Annotated in this window: 12 protein-coding genes; 5 read left to right on the top strand and 7 right to left on the bottom strand. The window is 63.7% G+C overall.

What is annotated here, in order from left to right:
* The first annotated feature begins 27 nt into the window (after positions 1-27).
* The gene (locus GOB82_RS03685) at positions 28-441 is read left to right on the top strand and encodes a MarR family transcriptional regulator (RefSeq protein WP_166119848.1); all 414 of its coding nucleotides are present in this window, start codon (positions 28-30) and stop codon (positions 439-441) included.
* 282 nt (positions 442-723) lie between these two features.
* Here the strand turns inward: GOB82_RS03685 and GOB82_RS03680 are convergent, their stop codons facing one another.
* Positions 724-1,767: an MraY family glycosyltransferase gene (locus GOB82_RS03680; protein ID WP_166119846.1), complete on the bottom strand. Its 1,044-nt coding sequence runs from the start codon at positions 1,765-1,767 to the stop codon at positions 724-726.
* A gap of 66 nt (positions 1,768-1,833) precedes the next feature.
* Here GOB82_RS03680 and GOB82_RS03675 point away from each other — a divergent pair, with 66 nt between their 5' ends.
* The 3 genes from GOB82_RS03675 to GOB82_RS03665 are packed head-to-tail and all read left to right on the top strand — an operon-like array spanning position 1,834 to position 5,485.
* On the top strand, positions 1,834-3,870 hold the full coding sequence (locus GOB82_RS03675; protein WP_166119844.1) for a polysaccharide biosynthesis protein: 2,037 nt from the start codon (positions 1,834-1,836) through the stop codon (positions 3,868-3,870).
* Positions 3,867-5,006 (top strand): DegT/DnrJ/EryC1/StrS family aminotransferase, encoded by a 1,140-nt coding sequence (locus GOB82_RS03670; protein WP_166119841.1) that lies wholly within the window; start codon positions 3,867-3,869, stop codon positions 5,004-5,006. The genes GOB82_RS03675 and GOB82_RS03670 overlap by 4 nt, the downstream gene beginning before the upstream one ends.
* Before the next feature lie 14 nt (positions 5,007-5,020).
* Positions 5,021-5,485 (top strand): hypothetical protein, encoded by a 465-nt coding sequence (locus tag GOB82_RS03665; protein WP_166119839.1) that lies wholly within the window; start codon positions 5,021-5,023, stop codon positions 5,483-5,485.
* 51 nt (positions 5,486-5,536) lie between these two features.
* Here GOB82_RS03665 and GOB82_RS03660 read toward each other — a convergent pair whose 3' ends face one another.
* The 4 genes from GOB82_RS03660 to GOB82_RS03645 form a co-directional block, all read right to left on the bottom strand.
* Positions 5,537-6,823: an Hsp70 family protein gene (locus tag GOB82_RS03660; protein WP_166119837.1), complete on the bottom strand. Its 1,287-nt coding sequence runs from the start codon at positions 6,821-6,823 to the stop codon at positions 5,537-5,539.
* A 3-nt stretch (positions 6,824-6,826) separates the two neighbouring features.
* The gene (locus tag GOB82_RS03655) at positions 6,827-8,221 is read right to left on the bottom strand and encodes a dihydroorotase (RefSeq protein ID WP_166119834.1); all 1,395 of its coding nucleotides are present in this window, start codon (positions 8,219-8,221) and stop codon (positions 6,827-6,829) included.
* Positions 8,222-8,311: 90 nt separating this feature from the next.
* The gene (gene gorA, locus GOB82_RS03650; protein WP_166119831.1) at positions 8,312-9,721 is read right to left on the bottom strand and encodes a glutathione-disulfide reductase; all 1,410 of its coding nucleotides are present in this window, start codon (positions 9,719-9,721) and stop codon (positions 8,312-8,314) included.
* Positions 9,722-9,785: 64 nt separating this feature from the next.
* Positions 9,786-10,697, bottom strand: coding sequence for a ferredoxin--NADP reductase (locus GOB82_RS03645; RefSeq protein WP_166120391.1), 912 nt, complete (start codon positions 10,695-10,697; stop codon positions 9,786-9,788).
* 253 nt (positions 10,698-10,950) lie between these two features.
* Between GOB82_RS03645 and GOB82_RS03640 the strand changes: the two genes are divergently transcribed.
* Positions 10,951-13,326, top strand: coding sequence for a helicase-related protein (locus GOB82_RS03640; protein WP_166119829.1), 2,376 nt, complete (start codon positions 10,951-10,953; stop codon positions 13,324-13,326).
* A 37-nt stretch (positions 13,327-13,363) separates the two neighbouring features.
* On the opposite strand, the gene GOB82_RS03635 is transcribed toward GOB82_RS03640, so the two are convergent.
* Both GOB82_RS03635 and GOB82_RS03630 read right to left on the bottom strand, forming a co-directional pair.
* On the bottom strand, positions 13,364-14,320 hold the full coding sequence (locus GOB82_RS03635; RefSeq protein ID WP_166120388.1) for an SDR family oxidoreductase: 957 nt from the start codon (positions 14,318-14,320) through the stop codon (positions 13,364-13,366).
* Entirely contained in the window at positions 14,320-14,922 is a 603-nt protein-coding gene (locus GOB82_RS03630) for a VTT domain-containing protein (protein WP_166119826.1), read from the bottom strand. Before GOB82_RS03630 ends, GOB82_RS03635 begins: the two co-directional genes overlap by 1 nt.
* Between the last annotated feature and the right edge of the window lie 145 nt (positions 14,923-15,067).

Below are 15,067 nucleotides of genomic sequence, written 5' to 3'. Positions count from 1 at the left end.
GGCGGTCTTTGGAAAGGAAAAAGTCTGATGGCACATACTGCCGCCAAAACCGAAGAGCTGGTTAAAACTCTTCGCGATACAGTTGTCTCGCTGGTGCGGGGCGAGGGGCCCGATCTGTCTGCAAGGCAGCTTGCGGTCTTTTTGACCTGCTACCTTGATGAATCCGGCCATACCGTGCGTGGTCTGGCATCCAGCCTGAATGTCTCCAAGCCCGCCATTACCCGCGCGCTGGACCGTCTGGGTGAGCTGGATCTGGCCCGCCGCAAGGTAGACCCGCTGGACCGCCGCTCCGTTCTAGTGCAGCGCACGCCCAAAGGGGCCGCGTACCTGAAGGAAATCCGTTCCATCATGGGCGGTGCGGCTGAAGAAGAGGCCAAAAAGATGCGTCAGGAAGAAAAGCCGGTTCGCCGCGCCACCCTGCGCCGCATTGCCGCTGCCTGAAGACCGCGAATGCGGTCCTGTCTGCCATTCCTTTCTACAGGGCATGACAGACAGGCCGGTTGCGGCAAGCTTTTACAACAGGGTGCCTTTTCTGCCTGCCTCCCGAAAAAACCCCGGCGGTCTGCCGTGGGTATGAAAACGGGGAAAAGCGCGGAAGCGTAAGGAGCGCCCTTTGCCTGCCGCCTGCCCGGCGGATGCGATGGGGGCAGCTTCCCTCACGCGCACTCAGTCAAATTTATCCTGAGTGCCTCAAACGGGTCTGGCAGCAGGCTGACGCGCTGCCTACCACGGGCCGACCGGGTGCCGGCGTGTCCGCATGACTGCGAAGCCTGTCCAGAGAAGCTGTGGGGCCAGAAGCAGCCCCAGCGCGCAGGCAAAGCCGGGAACAGGGGGCATGGGGGCCGCAAGAGAGGCAACCAGCCCGCCCCAGAGCACACATCCCCATTCTGCCAGCGTGACAAGCGCCGGGTTTACGCCGCTCCGGTGCAGCACCTGATAAAGATGCCCCCGATGCGCCTGCACCAGAGAGTGCCCGGCCAGTTTGCGCCGTGCCAGTGTGAACAGCACATCATAAATCAGCGGAAAGAGCAGGCAGGGGCCGAGAAGCCACCCGGATGGCAGGGGGCTGGTGCGTGCAATATGCAGGGCTGCGGCTCCCGCAAGAAGCCCGCAGCCCTGACTGCCCACATCCCCCAGAAAAATACGGGCCTTCGGGTAATTGAAGGGCAGAAAACCGCACAGGCAGGCGCAGAGCAGCAGTGCGGGCCAGACCAGATCCGGCACGCCAAAGGCGGAGCCGACTGCCGCCATCACGAGGCAGCATGTGGCCAGAGAACCGGAAATCAGGCCGTTCAGCCCATCCATGAAGTTGACGGCATTGGTCATGAAGACCAGCCAGAGGGCGGAGAGCAGGGCTCCTGCCACAGTCCCGCCCCATATGGCCGGTAGGGGCAGGCTGGTTCCGCCAGCCACCACCAGACCAGCCGCCAGACACTGCGCTGCAAATTTGATGGAGGGAGGCCACTGGTAGAGGTCATCCAGCCATGAAATACCGGCCAGCAGGCCTGTGGCGAGCGCTGTCGTGATCACTGCGGTATTCAGGAAAGGCTGACCGGTGATCAGGTGCAGGACAGGAAATACGACAAAAAAAGCAATCATCACCCCCACGCCACCGCCTTTGGGAGTGGGGCGCTCATGGGCGCTCCTGTGACCCGGATGGTCCAGAACGGCCACACGGATCATCATCCGCACAAGGAACGCGGCGAGACAGGCGGCGCAGATCAGGCAGAAAACTGCCAGAAAAAAAGGATAAGGGACGATGGGCATGGTCTCGTCAGGTTGTGCGGCTTCTAGGATGGCAGGTGTCAGGCGATAGGTGTAAGATACAAAACAATGGTACCGCAACGCTCTGAGCCTCTACACCGCAGCCCCCGGCTGCGCCCCCTTAACAGAATTATGGTCAACGTTCTTCTGGATGGGATGCTGGCGGCTTTGGCCGCGCCAATTGCCCGATGGCTTGCCGCGCCACAGGACGGGCTTCTGCATCCTTTGTGGTTTCTTGCCAGCGGCGCGATCACGCTGGTTATCAGCGGCCTGCCTTTCAGAATGCCGCAGCAGTACTGGCGCTTTTCCGGCGTGTCCGATCTTCTGGGAATTGCCGGAGCCTCGGTGGCCAGTTCCGTGCTGTTTTCCGTGGGGCTGGTGCTGGCTGGCTTCCGCCTGCCCAGCACGACCTTTCCCATTATCTACGCGCTGGTGCTGCTCATCATGCTGGGCGGCCTGCGGATTGGCTATCGGCTGGCATACCAGCTGGCGGCCCGGAAGGCAGACCAGCGGCGCGTGGTGATGGTGGGGGTGGATACGGTGGCGGATCTGTATCTGCGCGCGCTTGAGCGTAACCCCGCCGCCGGGATCCGTGTGGTGGGGCTGGTGGCTCTTGGCACGCATCAGGCGGGCAGGCGGCTGCATAATGTGCCTATTCTCGGCCATGTGGACGATATCGTGCCGGTGCTGGACCGGCTGGCGAAAGCCGGAACGCTCCCCGAGTCGCTGGTGGTGACAGACCCCTCCTTCCGTGGGGCCGCGCTGACAAAAGTGCTGGACGCCGCCGCCGAGCATGAAATTCCCGTGCTGCGCACACCGGCCCTTACGGCCTTGACCCCGGCGGAGCGGGTAGAACTGCGCCCCGTGCCGATTGAAGATCTGCTCAACCGCCCGCAGGTGCCGCTTGATCAGGCTGGAATGGAGCGGCTGGTTGGCCACAAGACTGTGCTGGTGACGGGGGCCGGCGGCAGCATTGGCTCGGAACTGGTGCGGCAGATTGCCACGCTGGAGCCGGACCGGCTGATCCTGCTGGACCATGGTGAATTTGAGCTGTGGCAGATTCAAACCGAGCTGAACGAGTGCGCCCCTCATGTGCCCTATGACATCGTGGTGGCGGATGTGCGGGATGAGTCCCGCATTGAAGAGGTGATGTCCCGTTTCCGGCCCGATCTGGTGTTTCACGCAGCCGCTCTCAAACATGTGCCGATTGTGGAAGCCAACCCGGCGGAAGGCTTGCTGACCAACGTGCACGGCACCCGCGTGGTGGCGGATGCCGCCGCACGGAACGGCGCGCGCGCCATGGTGGTGATCTCGACAGACAAGGCTGTTAATCCCTCCAGCCTGATGGGAGCGGCCAAACGGGCTGCGGAGATGTATTGCCAGGCGCTGGACATCAAGGCGCGGACATCGGGTAACCCGGAGGCCATGCGCTGCATTACCGTGCGCTTTGGCAATGTGCTGGGTTCGACCGGCTCCGTTGTGCCGCTGTTCCGGCGGCAGCTTGAGCGGGGTGGCCCGCTCACGGTGACACATCCGGACATGCGCCGGTATTTCATGACTGTGCCGGAGGCTGTGGGGCTGGTGCTGCAGGCCAGCGTGCGTGGCACCTGTGGTGTGGATGGTTCCGGCACGGACGCCCTGCTGCGGGATGGCGGAATTTTTGTGCTGGATATGGGCGAGCCGGTTAAAATTGTGGATCTCGCCCGACAGATGATCCGTCTTGCGGGCCTGCGCCCGGATGAGGATGTGGCAATCCGGTTTACCGGCCTGCGCCCCGGTGAAAAACTGTATGAAGAACTGTTTCACGGGCGTGAGGCCCCGGTGCCGACGGATGCGCCGGGCCTGCTGATGGCAACCCCCCGCGTGGTGGATATGGCGGCTGTCACCGAGGCGGTGGACCAGATAGCCGCCTGTGCCCGCAAAGGGGAGGTGAAGGCAGCCCTGCATATTCTGTCATTGCTGGTGCCGGAATTCGATCATAACCCCACTGGAGAAGTGCGGTCTGTTGTGCCACTGGGCGCGAGAGAACCCGAGCAGTCCGGGACGATACACACCGGAGGCCCGGAAGAGGGGCCGAACGGCAGCAGGAAACAGGTAGCATCATGACCGATAAGACAGCAGATAAACCGATTGCGTTTCTTGATCTTCCTGCGCAGCAGAAGCGTCTGGGTCCGGGGCTTCGCGCCCGGGTGAATGCCGTGCTGGACCATTGCCGATTCGTAATGGGGCCGGAAGTGGCGGAACTGGAGCAGCGTCTGGCGGAGTGGTGCGGCGCGAAAGAGTGCGTGGGGGTTTCGTCCGGCACGGATGCGCTGCAGATCGTGATGATGGCGGAGGGTATTGGCCGGGGGGATGCTGTCTTCCTGCCCGCCTTTACCTACACCGCAACGGCGGAAGTGCCGCTGGTTCTGGGCGCGACCCCGGTTTTTGTGGATGTGGACCCGAACACGTTCCAGATTGATCCGGACCACCTGCGGGCGCGCATCCGCGCCGTGCGGGAGGCAGGCAGGCTCACGCCGCGCGCCATTGTGGGGGTGGACCTGTTCGGCCAGCCCGCGCCGTGGGCAGACCTGCGCGCAATTGCGGAGGAGGAAGGGCTGTTCCTGCTGGCTGACTGTGCCCAGTCTTTCGGCGCGTCTCTCGGCGGCAGGCCGCTCGGGCGGGAAGCCACGGCCACCACGCTCTCCTTCTTCCCGTCCAAACCGCTGGGTGGCTATGGGGATGGCGGCGCGATTTTGACGGATGACCCGGAACGCGCGGCGCTGTACCGCTCGCTCCGCACGCATGGTGAAGGCGGCACGCGGTATGAAGTGCTCCGCACCGGCATGAACGGGCGGCTGGACACACTTCAGGCGGCGGTGCTTCTGGCCAAGCTGGAAGGGTTCAGGGAAGAACTGGCCCGGCGTGATGCCATTGCGCAGGCGTATGATGCTGGTCTTGCGGGGGCTGTGCAGGTGCCTGCGCGCGTGCCGGACAGTGCAAGTGCCTGGGCTGTGTATGCCATTCTGCTGAAAGACCCGGCAGAGCGCGAGCCCCTTCAGGCGCGCCTGAAAGACAGGGGGGTGCCCTCCGCCATTTATTATCCCATGCCGCTGCATAAACAGCCGGCCTACCGGGAGCATCATGACGGGGCGGCCCTGCCGGTTTCGGAAGATCTGGCCCAGCGGATTCTGGCCCTCCCCATTCATCCGGAACTGACGGATGCAGAGGTTGCCCGTGTGATTACGGCCGTGCGCGGCTGAGGGGGAGAAGGGGAATGAGGAAGGAAACCGCATTTATCATCGGGTTTCTGGTGCTGACGATTGGTACGGCATCCATGATCTGGATGGTTGCGCTGCCCAATTTCAAACCGGTGGTGTTCCCTCAGGTTGCCAGTGGCGAAATCGAGGTCGGCCCCATGCGCCACAAGCGGGCGTTGAGTGCCGAGGATGTAAACTCCATCAACACATGGCTGGCGCAGCATAAAAGCGGCTGGGGGCCGCTGGGCCGCACGCCTCCTTCTTCCGGGGATTCGCGGATGATGCTGAAGGATGCCAGCGGCAAGGATGTGCTGGCCATCACGCTCTGGACCGGCATCAGTGCCGCGGACTGGAACGATACGGTGTTTGTGGAAGCGCCTGATGGCTCCAAAGTCCGCACGGAAAGCTTTTCCGATGAAGCCTTTGCCCCCCTGCGCGCGCTGGTGGACCAGCATGTTTTCAAGCGCTCTGCGTTTCCGTAAGGCGCTCAAAAACAAGCCCCGAGGGCAAGCTCCCGGCGTTCAGGCCGGGGGTTAGTCCCCCCGGCCGGACATCAGGGCGAGCCCTTCCGCAACGGAGACAAACTCGCCCCCGGCATCAACCCGGTCTTGCCCAAAGCGGGTGATGAACAGGTTTCGCACGGCAGGCACGAAGGATGTGCCGCCGGTCAGGAACACCCGGTCAACCTCGGATGCGGCAAGCCCCGCATTCTCAAGCGCTATCGTGACGGCTCCATCAAACCGGGCGAGGTCCGGCGCGATCCATGCCTCAAACTCCTGCCGGGTGATGGTGCGTTCCACCTTCAGCCCCTTGTGCTGGAATGTCAGCACCGTGCTTTCAGCGGAAGAAAGGGCGCTTTTGGCCGCGCCTACGGCACGGTAGAGGGCTTGCCCCTGCTGGTCCTTCACCAGATCCAGCAGGGCGCGGAGTTTTTCCGGCTCTGCGGCGGTGCGGGTTACGTCTTCAATGTCCCGCAGGGTCTGGGGTGTGCGCATCAGGGCCAGACGGTGCCAGTGGCCAAGGCTTGCGTACCATTCAATGGGCACGGGCAGCGGCTGCCCGCCCATGATGCGGTATGTGCTGTCCCGCCCCAGCAGAGGGGCGATCACGGTGTTGATGATGCGGTAATCGAACTGATCCCCCGCAAGGCCCACACCGGCATGCCCCAGTGGCGCGGCGCGCCCGGTGGCCGGGTCAAACCGCAGCACCGAGAAATCACTGGTGCCACCGCCAAAATCCCCCACCAGAATGGTGGTGGGCTTTTCCAGCCGTTGGGCAAACCGCCAGCCTGCGGCTTCCGGCTCCCACGCAATGCCGATGGGGCCAAAGCCCGCGGCGGCAAAACTGTCCCGCAGGCGCTGCTCGCCCAGCGCATCATCCGCGCGGTCTCCGGCAAAATGCACAGGCCGCCCGACCGTGACCTGTGTCGCGGCGGGGTCAATCCCCACGGCGTTCATCAGGTGGGTGAGAAAGTGGGCAATCAGGCTTTCCAGCGTCATGCGGCGGTTGAAAATCTGTGTCTCGCGGAAGGAGCTCTGCGCGAGGTAGGATTTCATGGACATGATCATGCGGCTTTCCGCCGGATCTTCCAGATAGGCATCCACCGCCGCCGCCCCGATGGCTTCATGCAGCTTCAGGCGGCTGCCGTCTTCATCATGCCAGAAGCACAGCAGCGTCCGGCAGGTGTCGGACGCCTCATGCGGGGGGAAGGTAAACCGGGCGGTTTCCGTGCGTCCGTCCGGGTGGGCCAGCACCACCACACTGTTGGTGGTGCCGAAATCAAGACCGATTTTCAGGGTGTTGGAAGGCGGAGTCGTCATGTGTCAGCGGGGGGCCTGCGGTCTGTCTGTTGCGTCAAAACGCAGGGGCTCACCCAGCGCCTGCTCGGCCAGAGTGCCTTCCCACATCACCTGATGGCCACGGATCACGGTGCCAACGGGGCGGCCCGTAAGCGTCTGCCCCGTAAAGGGAGACCAGCCACAGCGGGAGGCCAGCCAGCTTTGCTCGATGGTCCAGCGGGATTTGAGATCCACAATGGAGAAATCGGCATCATACCCCACGGCAATGCGGCCCTTGCGCACCAGCCCGAACAGGCGCTGCGGCCCGGCGGAGGTCATGTCCACCAGGCGGCGCAGGCTCAGGCGGTTGTGGGCCACATGGTCCAGCATCAGCGGCAGCATGGTCTGCACGCCCGGCATGCCGGAGGGGGAAGCCGGATAGGGTTTTCCCTTGGCGGCAAGGGAGTGGGGGGCGTGGTCTGAACCGATGATATCCGGCATACCCTGGCTGACCCAGTGCCACAGGCCATCACGATGCGCGCCGGAGCGGATGGGCGGGTTCATCTGCGCCAGTGTGCCCAGACGGGCATAAGCCTCTTCCCCGGCCAGTGTCAGGTGCTGGGGGGTGACTTCGCAGGAAGCGATATCGCGATGCGCGGAAATCAGGGCCAGTTCCGCAGGTGTTGTCACATGCAGGATGTGCACGCGCCGCCCGGTCTTGCGGGCCAGATGCAGGGCACGGGTGGTGGCGCGCAGGGCGGTTTCATCATCACGCCAGACAGGGTGGGAGGCGGGGTCTCCTTCCACGCGGTAGTCCAGACGCTCCTTCAGGCGGGTTTCATCTTCCGCATGAATGGCCACGCGGCGCATGCCTGAACGCAGGACGCGCTCCAGCATGTCATCCTCCGAAATCAGCAGGCTGCCGGTGGAAGACCCCATGAAAACCTTGATGCCTGCGGTGCCGGGCAGCTTTTCAAGCTCACCGCACTGGTCTGCATTGTCCACGGTGGCGCCCACATAAAAGGCGTGGTCGCACCACATGCGGTGTTTCGCGCGGGCAAGCTTGTGGGCCACGGCGTCCGGCGTGGCTGTGGGCGGGCGGGTGTTGGGCATTTCAAACACGCCGGTCACGCCGCCCAGAACGGCGGCGCGGCTGCCGGTTTCGAGGTCTTCATTTTCCTCGGCACCCGGTTCACGGAAATGGACCTGCGTATCAATCACGCCGGGCAGGATGGTCAGGCCCGTGCAGTCCAGCGTGCGGGCGGCATCGGCCTGCCCGCCAATGGCGGCAATCAGCCCATCCCGCACATAGACATCCGTTTGCACGGTGGCATCAGGCAGCACCACGGTGCCGCCTTTCAGAACCAGATCGTAAGACCCGCGGGCGTGAGCGGCAACGCTGCCCGGCGTGGTGCTGGATGAGGGAGGGGTGGAGGGCATGGCGGTTTTTCCTGTTCTGGCGGCTGAAAGAGGGAACGGCGGGGAAAAAACGGGCGGAAGAGAACGGGCGGCGCGGGCCGCCCGGAAGGGTCAGGGGGCTTCAGGGGCGGCGGCAGGCGTTTCCCGCGTGCGGGTGCGCAGTGTCACCAGTTCCTCGGCGGAGGTGGGGTGAATGCCGATGGTGCGGTCAAAATCCTGCTTGGTCAGACCGGCGGTAACGGCCACGGCCACCCCCTGAAGCATTTCCGGGGCATCATCCCCCAGAATATGCGCGCCCACCACTTTCTGGCTGTCCTGCTGCACAACCAGCTTCATGACGGTCTTGCGGTCCTTGCGGCCACTCAGCGTGTGGCGCATGGGGGTAAAGCGCGTGAGGTAGATATCCACCGCGCCATGATGGGTGGCTTCCTCCTCCGTCAGGCCCACGGAAGCCAGCGGGGGGGAGAAGAAGACGGCCTTGGGCGTGGTGTCGAACGCCCATTCCCGCGCCGGGGCGGTGCCGAACAGGCGGTCGGCCAGAGTATGGCCCTCGGCAATGGCAACCGGGGTCAGGTTGAGCCGGTCTGTCACATCCCCGATGGCATAGATGCCGGGTTCCGTGGTCTGGCTGCCGGAATCCACCGTGATCTGCCCGTGTTTGCCAACCGTAACGCCGGTGTGCTCAAGCCCGAGCCGTTCGATCTTGGGTTTTCTGCCGGTGGCGAAAAACACGCAATCGGCCTCAAGCGTGCGCCCGTTATCCAGCGTGACCGTATAGGTCTCGCCCTCTTTGCTCACACGGGTGGGGGAGGTGTGCGGATGCTGCGTAATGCCGCGCACGGTAATGGCCTCCGCCATGGCGGCGCGCATATCCTCATCAAAGCCGCGCAGGGGGAGCGGCTGCCGGTAGACCAGATCCACCTGAGACCCCAGCCCGGCGAAAATTCCGGCAAATTCAAGCCCGATATAGCCGCTGCCCACAATCACCACGCGCTGGGGGCGGGCGGGCAGGTGGAAGGCCTCATCAGACGTAATGGCGAACTCAGCTCCCGGAATATCCGGGCGCACAGATGTTGAGCCGGTGGCGATCACAATGGTTTTCGCGGTTACGGTGCGGGGCGCTTCATCCGGGGCGAGGGGTGAGGCTTCAATCCGCACGGTATGGGCATCAACAAACCGGGCATGGCCTGTCAGCAGGGTGATGCCTGCTTTCTCCAGCATGGAGACATAAATGCCGTTGAGGCGGGTAATTTCCTTGTCCTTGGCGGCAATCAGGGTGGACCAGTCATGCGTGCCACGGGTGGAGGACCAGCCGAAGGCGTGGCTGTCTTCCACCATATCGCCATACTCGCTGGCCTGAACCATGAGCTTTTTGGGCACGCAGCCCAGATTGACGCAGGTGCCGCCCCAGTGGCGGCTTTCCACCACAGCCACACGGGCCCCGTGCCCTGCGGCAATACGGGCGCAGCGCACCCCGCCGGAACCGGCTCCGATGACAAGAAGATCAAACTCATGCGTCATGGCGCAGGCTCCGTTTCAGTAGTCAGGCGCTGGCGGCCCGAAGGCCGCCAGTCTCTGAAGGGTTTCAGCGTTCAGCGAAGGCTTTTTCCACAACATACGCGCCGGGTTTGGACATGTTGCCTTCATCAAACCCACGGGCCTGAAGCAGGGCTTCCGTATCCGCCAGCATTTCGGGTGATCCGCAGATCATCACGCGGTCATGCTCGGGGTCCAGTTCCGGAATGTTCAGGTCCGTGAAGATCTTGCCGCTTTCGATCAACTTGGTGATGCGCTCCGTCACTGCAAAGTCCTCACGCGTGACAGCCGGGTAGTAGAGCAGCTTGCCGGACACATCCTCACCCAGAAATTCGTGTTCGGGCAGTTCATGGCGGATGTGGTTGGCATAGGCCAGCTCACCGGAAATACGCACGGTGTGGCTGAGGATGACATGCTCGAACCGCTCATAGCAGTCCGGGTCCTTGATCAGGCTCATGAACGGGGCCAGACCGGTGCCGGTGGAGAGGAAATACAGGTTCCGGCCCGGACGCAGGTTGTCCAGCAGCAGCGTGCCGGTGGGCTTGCGGCCGATGAGAACCGTATCCCCCACTTTCACGTGGCGCAGGCGGGAGGTCAGCGGGCCTTCCGGCACGGCAATGGAGAGGAACTCCATTTCATCCGCATAGTTGGGGGAGGCAATGGAGTAGGCACGCAGCAGGGGCTTGCCGTCCACTTCAATGCCGATCATGGCGAACTGCCCGTTTTCAAACCGCAGGCCGGGGTCACGCGTGGTGGTGAAGCTGAACAGGCGGTCCGTCCAGTGGTGTACGGTCAGCACCGTTGCCGGGTACAGGTGGCCGTATTCCTTGGTGGGGGAGGCAAGATGCCAGACACCGTCCTGGCCTTCTACCGGCAGAAGGCCTGTAGGCACTTCAGAGGCAGAGAGTTTGGGCAGGATGTCGGAAAAAGTTCCGGCTGATGGTGTTGGCGCGTCAGACATGGTCTCAGACATGGGCAGCTTGTACTCCGCTTGCAGCAGATCGAGAGGATATGCCCCGTAGCCGGCCTGTTGTCCCGGTGCGGACTCTTGAACGGCACGAAGGCGTGCTTCTGGTCGTGGCGCGTTTCTAAGGGGCAAGAAAGCAGGACGCCAGTGCAAATTCATCACGCGTTGCTTTCTGGCAGCGCACGGGTGGTATTTTATTGTCTCTCCAGGCATTGTTCAGCCGGTCCGGATGCAGCATGAATACACCATGACATCCGAGACTTTTTCCTCCCCCGCCCGTGAAGCTTTTGCCCGTGTTTCGGCCCGTACCGGTCTGGCGGTTGAACCACGGGAAGAGCAGGACGTCCTGCGCCGCATCGCCCGTTCTCTGGAGCCGGGCGGGCGGGATATTGCGGATGATGTCTTTCGTCTCATTTTGTGCACTGTCCGGCGCAAGAAGCGTGTCTCCCGCCTTGTGGACCTCACACGGCGCAGCGGGCGCATCTGGGTCTCCCGGGATGAAATTGAAGAAGCCGTTGGCACGATAGAAGACCCCGAAGCGGATGATGCCGCGCTGGAACGCGCTCTGGCTCCCGTCTCCCGCGCGCGGCTGCGCGCCTGCGGCACCACGCCCCGCGCCGTGTTCGAGACCGTGCAGGCCGATCTGGTGGATACGGGGCGCGTGCTTTCCCCCGCCCAGACAGACCTGCTGCTGATGGCCATCGCGCGGGCGTTTGACCTGCCGGAGGGGGACCCGTTTCTGGATACCGCCCGCCGGGAGGAGTCGCAGCGGCAGAAGGTTGCCAGCACCATCGAGCGCACGGCACGGGAAAAGCGCGAGCAGGAAGAAGCCCGCCTCCGCACGTGGGAAGAAAGTCTGGTGCCGTTTCAGGAGGTGCCACGCCTCTTGCGGTGCTCCCATAAGGAAGCGCTGCGCTGGATTGCTGAAAATCGTCTGCCCGTGGCCCGAAAGGTGCTCGAATCGGGCGGGCGGGAGCGCTGGGAGTTTGACCCGGCAGAACTGGTTGCCCTGCGCGGCAAGCTGGGGGAATGGCGGAACGGTGGGGTTCCGGCCATTCCGGACGCCGGAGCAAAAGCGCCGGACATGGGGCGCAAGGTGGCCAATGCGGTGATTGCCCGCGTGGCGGCGCTGGACCGGTATGCCGCGCATTTCCGCACCGCACGGGCGCTCAACCGGCGCATTACCCTTGTCACGGGGCCGACCAACAGCGGGAAATCCTACACGGCGCTGAACGCGCTGGCTCAGGCGGAAAGCGGGCTGGCGCTCGCCCCCCTCCGCCTGCTGGCGCATGAATTCCGTGAGGCTCTGGCATCCCGCGGGGTTGAGGCCTCGCTTGCAACCGGGGAGGAGCGGATTGTGGTGCCGGGCAGCCGCCATCTGGCGGCCACGGTGGAAATGTGCCCGTTCTATAATCCAGTCGATGTCGCCGTGATTGATGAAGCGCAGATGCTCTTTGACACGGATCGCGGCGCGGCATGGACGGCGGCCATCATGGGGGCTCCGGCCCGCCACCTGTATGTTCTGGGCGCGCCGGACTGTATTCCCATGGTGCGGCGCATTGCCGAACTGTGCGGAGACCCGCTGGATGAAATCTCGCTGGAGCGGAAAAGCCCGCTCAAACCTGCCTCCCAGCCCGTGCGGCTGCAGGACCTTCAGGCAGGGGATGCGCTGATTGCCTTCTCCCGGCGGGAGGTGCTGGACCTGCGCGCGGCCCTCATGCAGCACGGGCGGCGTGTGGCGGTGGTGTATGGCGCTCTCAGTCCGGAGGTGCGTCGGGCCGAGGCGCAGCGCTTCAATTCCGGGGCTGCGGATATCCTGATTGCAACCGATGCCATTGGCATGGGGCTGAACCTGTCCATCAAGCGCGTTGTCTTTGCCTCGCTCAAGAAGTTTGACGGCAAGGAGACGCGGGATCTTACGGTGCAGGAAGTCAAGCAGATTGGCGGTCGCGCCGGGCGGTATGGCAAGCATGAAGTGGGTGTGGTGTCTGTGCTGAGCGGTGCTGGCAGCCCGTCCTTCATCAGCCGGCAGCTTGCGGCGGACCCGGAAACGCCGGAGGACCTGCGTCCCTTCGTGCAGCCGGATGCGGATATCGTGAAGGCCGTGGCGGCGGAAATCGGCTCGGAAAGCCTGTATGGCGTTCTCTCCCGCATTCATCGCGCCGTGCTGCGCAAGGATGATCCGAATTACCGTCTGGCGGATATGGAGCAGGCCTTTGCCATTGCCTCCGCGCTGGAAGGGGTGGACGGGCTGGACCTCACCACGCGCTGGTCCTACGCCATGTGCCCGGTGGATGATCGGGATAACGGCATCCGTCGTCTGGTGGGCTGGGCGGCGGACCATGCCGCGGGCCGCCGGGTGCTCCCGCCGGGCACGGGGCGGCTGCCGCCGAGCGACCGCGCCAGCCGGGAAGAGCTGGAGCGGGCGGAAAAACGCCATAAGCGGCTGGTGGCGTGGCGCTGGCTGGCCCTGCGTTTTCCGGAATTCTACCCGGACCGCGAAGAGGCCGAAGAGACCACGCGCCGCCTGAATGAATGGATTGAAAATGTTCTGCGCCAGCAGAGCCGCACACGCAGCGCGACACCGGGTGTAGCGCCGGGCCGAAGCGCCCGCAGGCGCTGAGCGGGCGGCCCTGCAGGGCCACCCTTACGGGGTCAGTCTACCAGGCCACGCCAGTCAGACGCTCGGATACATCCCACAGGCGGGTGGCTGTGCTGATTTTCTGTGCGGCAGGCGGGACATGGGCCGGGCCGGGCGGACCGCGCCGTTCACCAGCCCCCTGCGGGCCGTAATAATCCCCATCCCGCGCTGCCGGGGAGAGAGCCGCATAGAGCAGCGGCTCCGCGCCACGCGCGGCGGATTGCCCCATGATACGCAGGATAGCCGTGCCCACCACCTGCTCCGCCTTGCCAACAGGGCCGGGCAGGGAGGACGCCGGGCCATTGGCGATGATGGAGGTGGAAGACCAGCCGGGGTGCGCTGCGCGGGAATGCAGGTTCCAGCCATTTTCTCCGGCCCGGCGGGCCAGTTCGCGCGCAAACAGCAGATTGGAGAGCTTGCTCTGCTGGTATGCCCCAAAGGGGCTGTAGCGGCGGCGGGACTGGAGGTCATCAAATTGTATGGCCCCTTTGCAGGCGGCCAGACTGGCAACGGTCACGACTGTGCCGCCGCCGGACGCGGCTTCCAGCAGCGGGCGCAGGCGGGTGGTGAGTGCGAAATGGCCCAGATGGTTGGTGCCAAACTGCATTTCAAATCCGTCAGCCGTTTCCTGCCTGCGGGAAAGGGCCATCACACCTGCATTGTTGACCAGCAGGTCCAGCGCACCAACACGGCTGGCGACATCCGCGGCGCAGGCGGCTACGGAGTTCAGGGAGGCCAGATCCAGAATCAGCAGTTCGGCTTCAGCATCCGGGTAGCGGGCGCGCAGGGCGGCCAGAGCGGCTTCACCCCGCCCGGCACTGCGCACGGGCAGCAGCAGGCGCGCACCCCGTGCGGCCAGACCACAGGCCACTTCAAACCCCAGACCGCTGTTTCCCCCGGTGACGAGAGCCACCCGGCCCTTCAGGGCAGGTTGACGGCTGGTGACAGACCAGTCCTGTTTGCCGGGTTTACCCATCATAACGGCGTAATCCGCAGGCGTTCGTCCTGTGCTGCTGCTGCCAAGGCTTCCTCCGTCAGACGGTTTTCGTTGCGTTTCAGGAAAAAGAATGAGGCGACGATAATGGTTGCGGCGGAAACCCCGAAGAGAATTCCCACCGGCCCGGAAAGCCGCAACACTTCATTTCCCAGAAGATAGGTGCAGATGGCGTATCCACCGGCCCAGCATACGCCACCCAGAGCATTGTGCCATAGGAACGTATGCCAGGGCATATGGTTCGCTCCGGCCAGCAGGGCGACAAACATGCGCAGCACGGCAATAAAGCGCCCGAAAAACACAACGGACCCGCCATGTTTGAGAAACACATAGCGGCCCAGCAGCAGGCGGTTTGGCGTCAGGCCAAATCTCGGTCCGTATTTCTGCAAAAGCTTCAGGCCAAGCGCCCGTCCGATCAGATACCCGAAATTGTCCCCCATGACCGCCCCGACCACAGCCGCAATCACCACGCCGCTGATATGCAGCTTGTGCGTGGTGGCGCAGAACAGGGCCCCGGTGATGATCAGGCTCTCTGCGGGCAGCGGAAGCCCCATGCTTTCAAGCATGACCACCACACCAATCACGGCATAACCGTAATGGGAGAATAGTGTGTCCAGGTAATGCAGTGAAAAAATGGATTCGAGAGAGTGTAGCAGGACGAAAAATCCACTTCCGGTTGAGCATGCTTCAAAGGGAGGATGAGGAACAGCCTCCGTCGCACCCTGTCAA

Source organism: Acetobacter farinalis (assembly GCF_011516935.1).
Lineage (GTDB): Bacteria > Pseudomonadota > Alphaproteobacteria > Acetobacterales > Acetobacteraceae > Acetobacter > Acetobacter farinalis.
Note: the sequence above shows the minus strand (reverse complement) of the source record. Positions and strands in the feature narration are given on the sequence as shown.

What these genes read in the sequence shown, in the direction of transcription:
- GOB82_RS03670 (WP_166119841.1), top strand. Translation starts at nt 3,867, where the DNA reads ATGACCGATAAGACAGCAGATAAACCGATTGCGTTTCTTGATCTTCCT.
- GOB82_RS03635 (WP_166120388.1), bottom strand. Translation starts at nt 14,320, where the DNA reads ATGGGTAAACCCGGCAAACAGGACTGGTCTGTCACCAGCCGTCAACCT.
- GOB82_RS03680 (WP_166119846.1), bottom strand. Translation starts at nt 1,767, where the DNA reads ATGCCCATCGTCCCTTATCCTTTTTTTCTGGCAGTTTTCTGCCTGATC.
- GOB82_RS03675 (WP_166119844.1), top strand. Translation starts at nt 1,834, where the DNA reads ATGGTACCGCAACGCTCTGAGCCTCTACACCGCAGCCCCCGGCTGCGC.
- GOB82_RS03685 (WP_166119848.1), top strand. Translation starts at nt 28, where the DNA reads ATGGCACATACTGCCGCCAAAACCGAAGAGCTGGTTAAAACTCTTCGC.
- gorA (WP_166119831.1), bottom strand. Translation starts at nt 9,721, where the DNA reads ATGACGCATGAGTTTGATCTTCTTGTCATCGGAGCCGGTTCCGGCGGG.
- GOB82_RS03665 (WP_166119839.1), top strand. Translation starts at nt 5,021, where the DNA reads ATGAGGAAGGAAACCGCATTTATCATCGGGTTTCTGGTGCTGACGATT.
- GOB82_RS03640 (WP_166119829.1), top strand. Translation starts at nt 10,951, where the DNA reads ATGACATCCGAGACTTTTTCCTCCCCCGCCCGTGAAGCTTTTGCCCGT.
- GOB82_RS03655 (WP_166119834.1), bottom strand. Translation starts at nt 8,221, where the DNA reads ATGCCCTCCACCCCTCCCTCATCCAGCACCACGCCGGGCAGCGTTGCC.
- GOB82_RS03645 (WP_166120391.1), bottom strand. Translation starts at nt 10,697, where the DNA reads ATGTCTGACGCGCCAACACCATCAGCCGGAACTTTTTCCGACATCCTG.
- GOB82_RS03660 (WP_166119837.1), bottom strand. Translation starts at nt 6,823, where the DNA reads ATGACGACTCCGCCTTCCAACACCCTGAAAATCGGTCTTGATTTCGGC.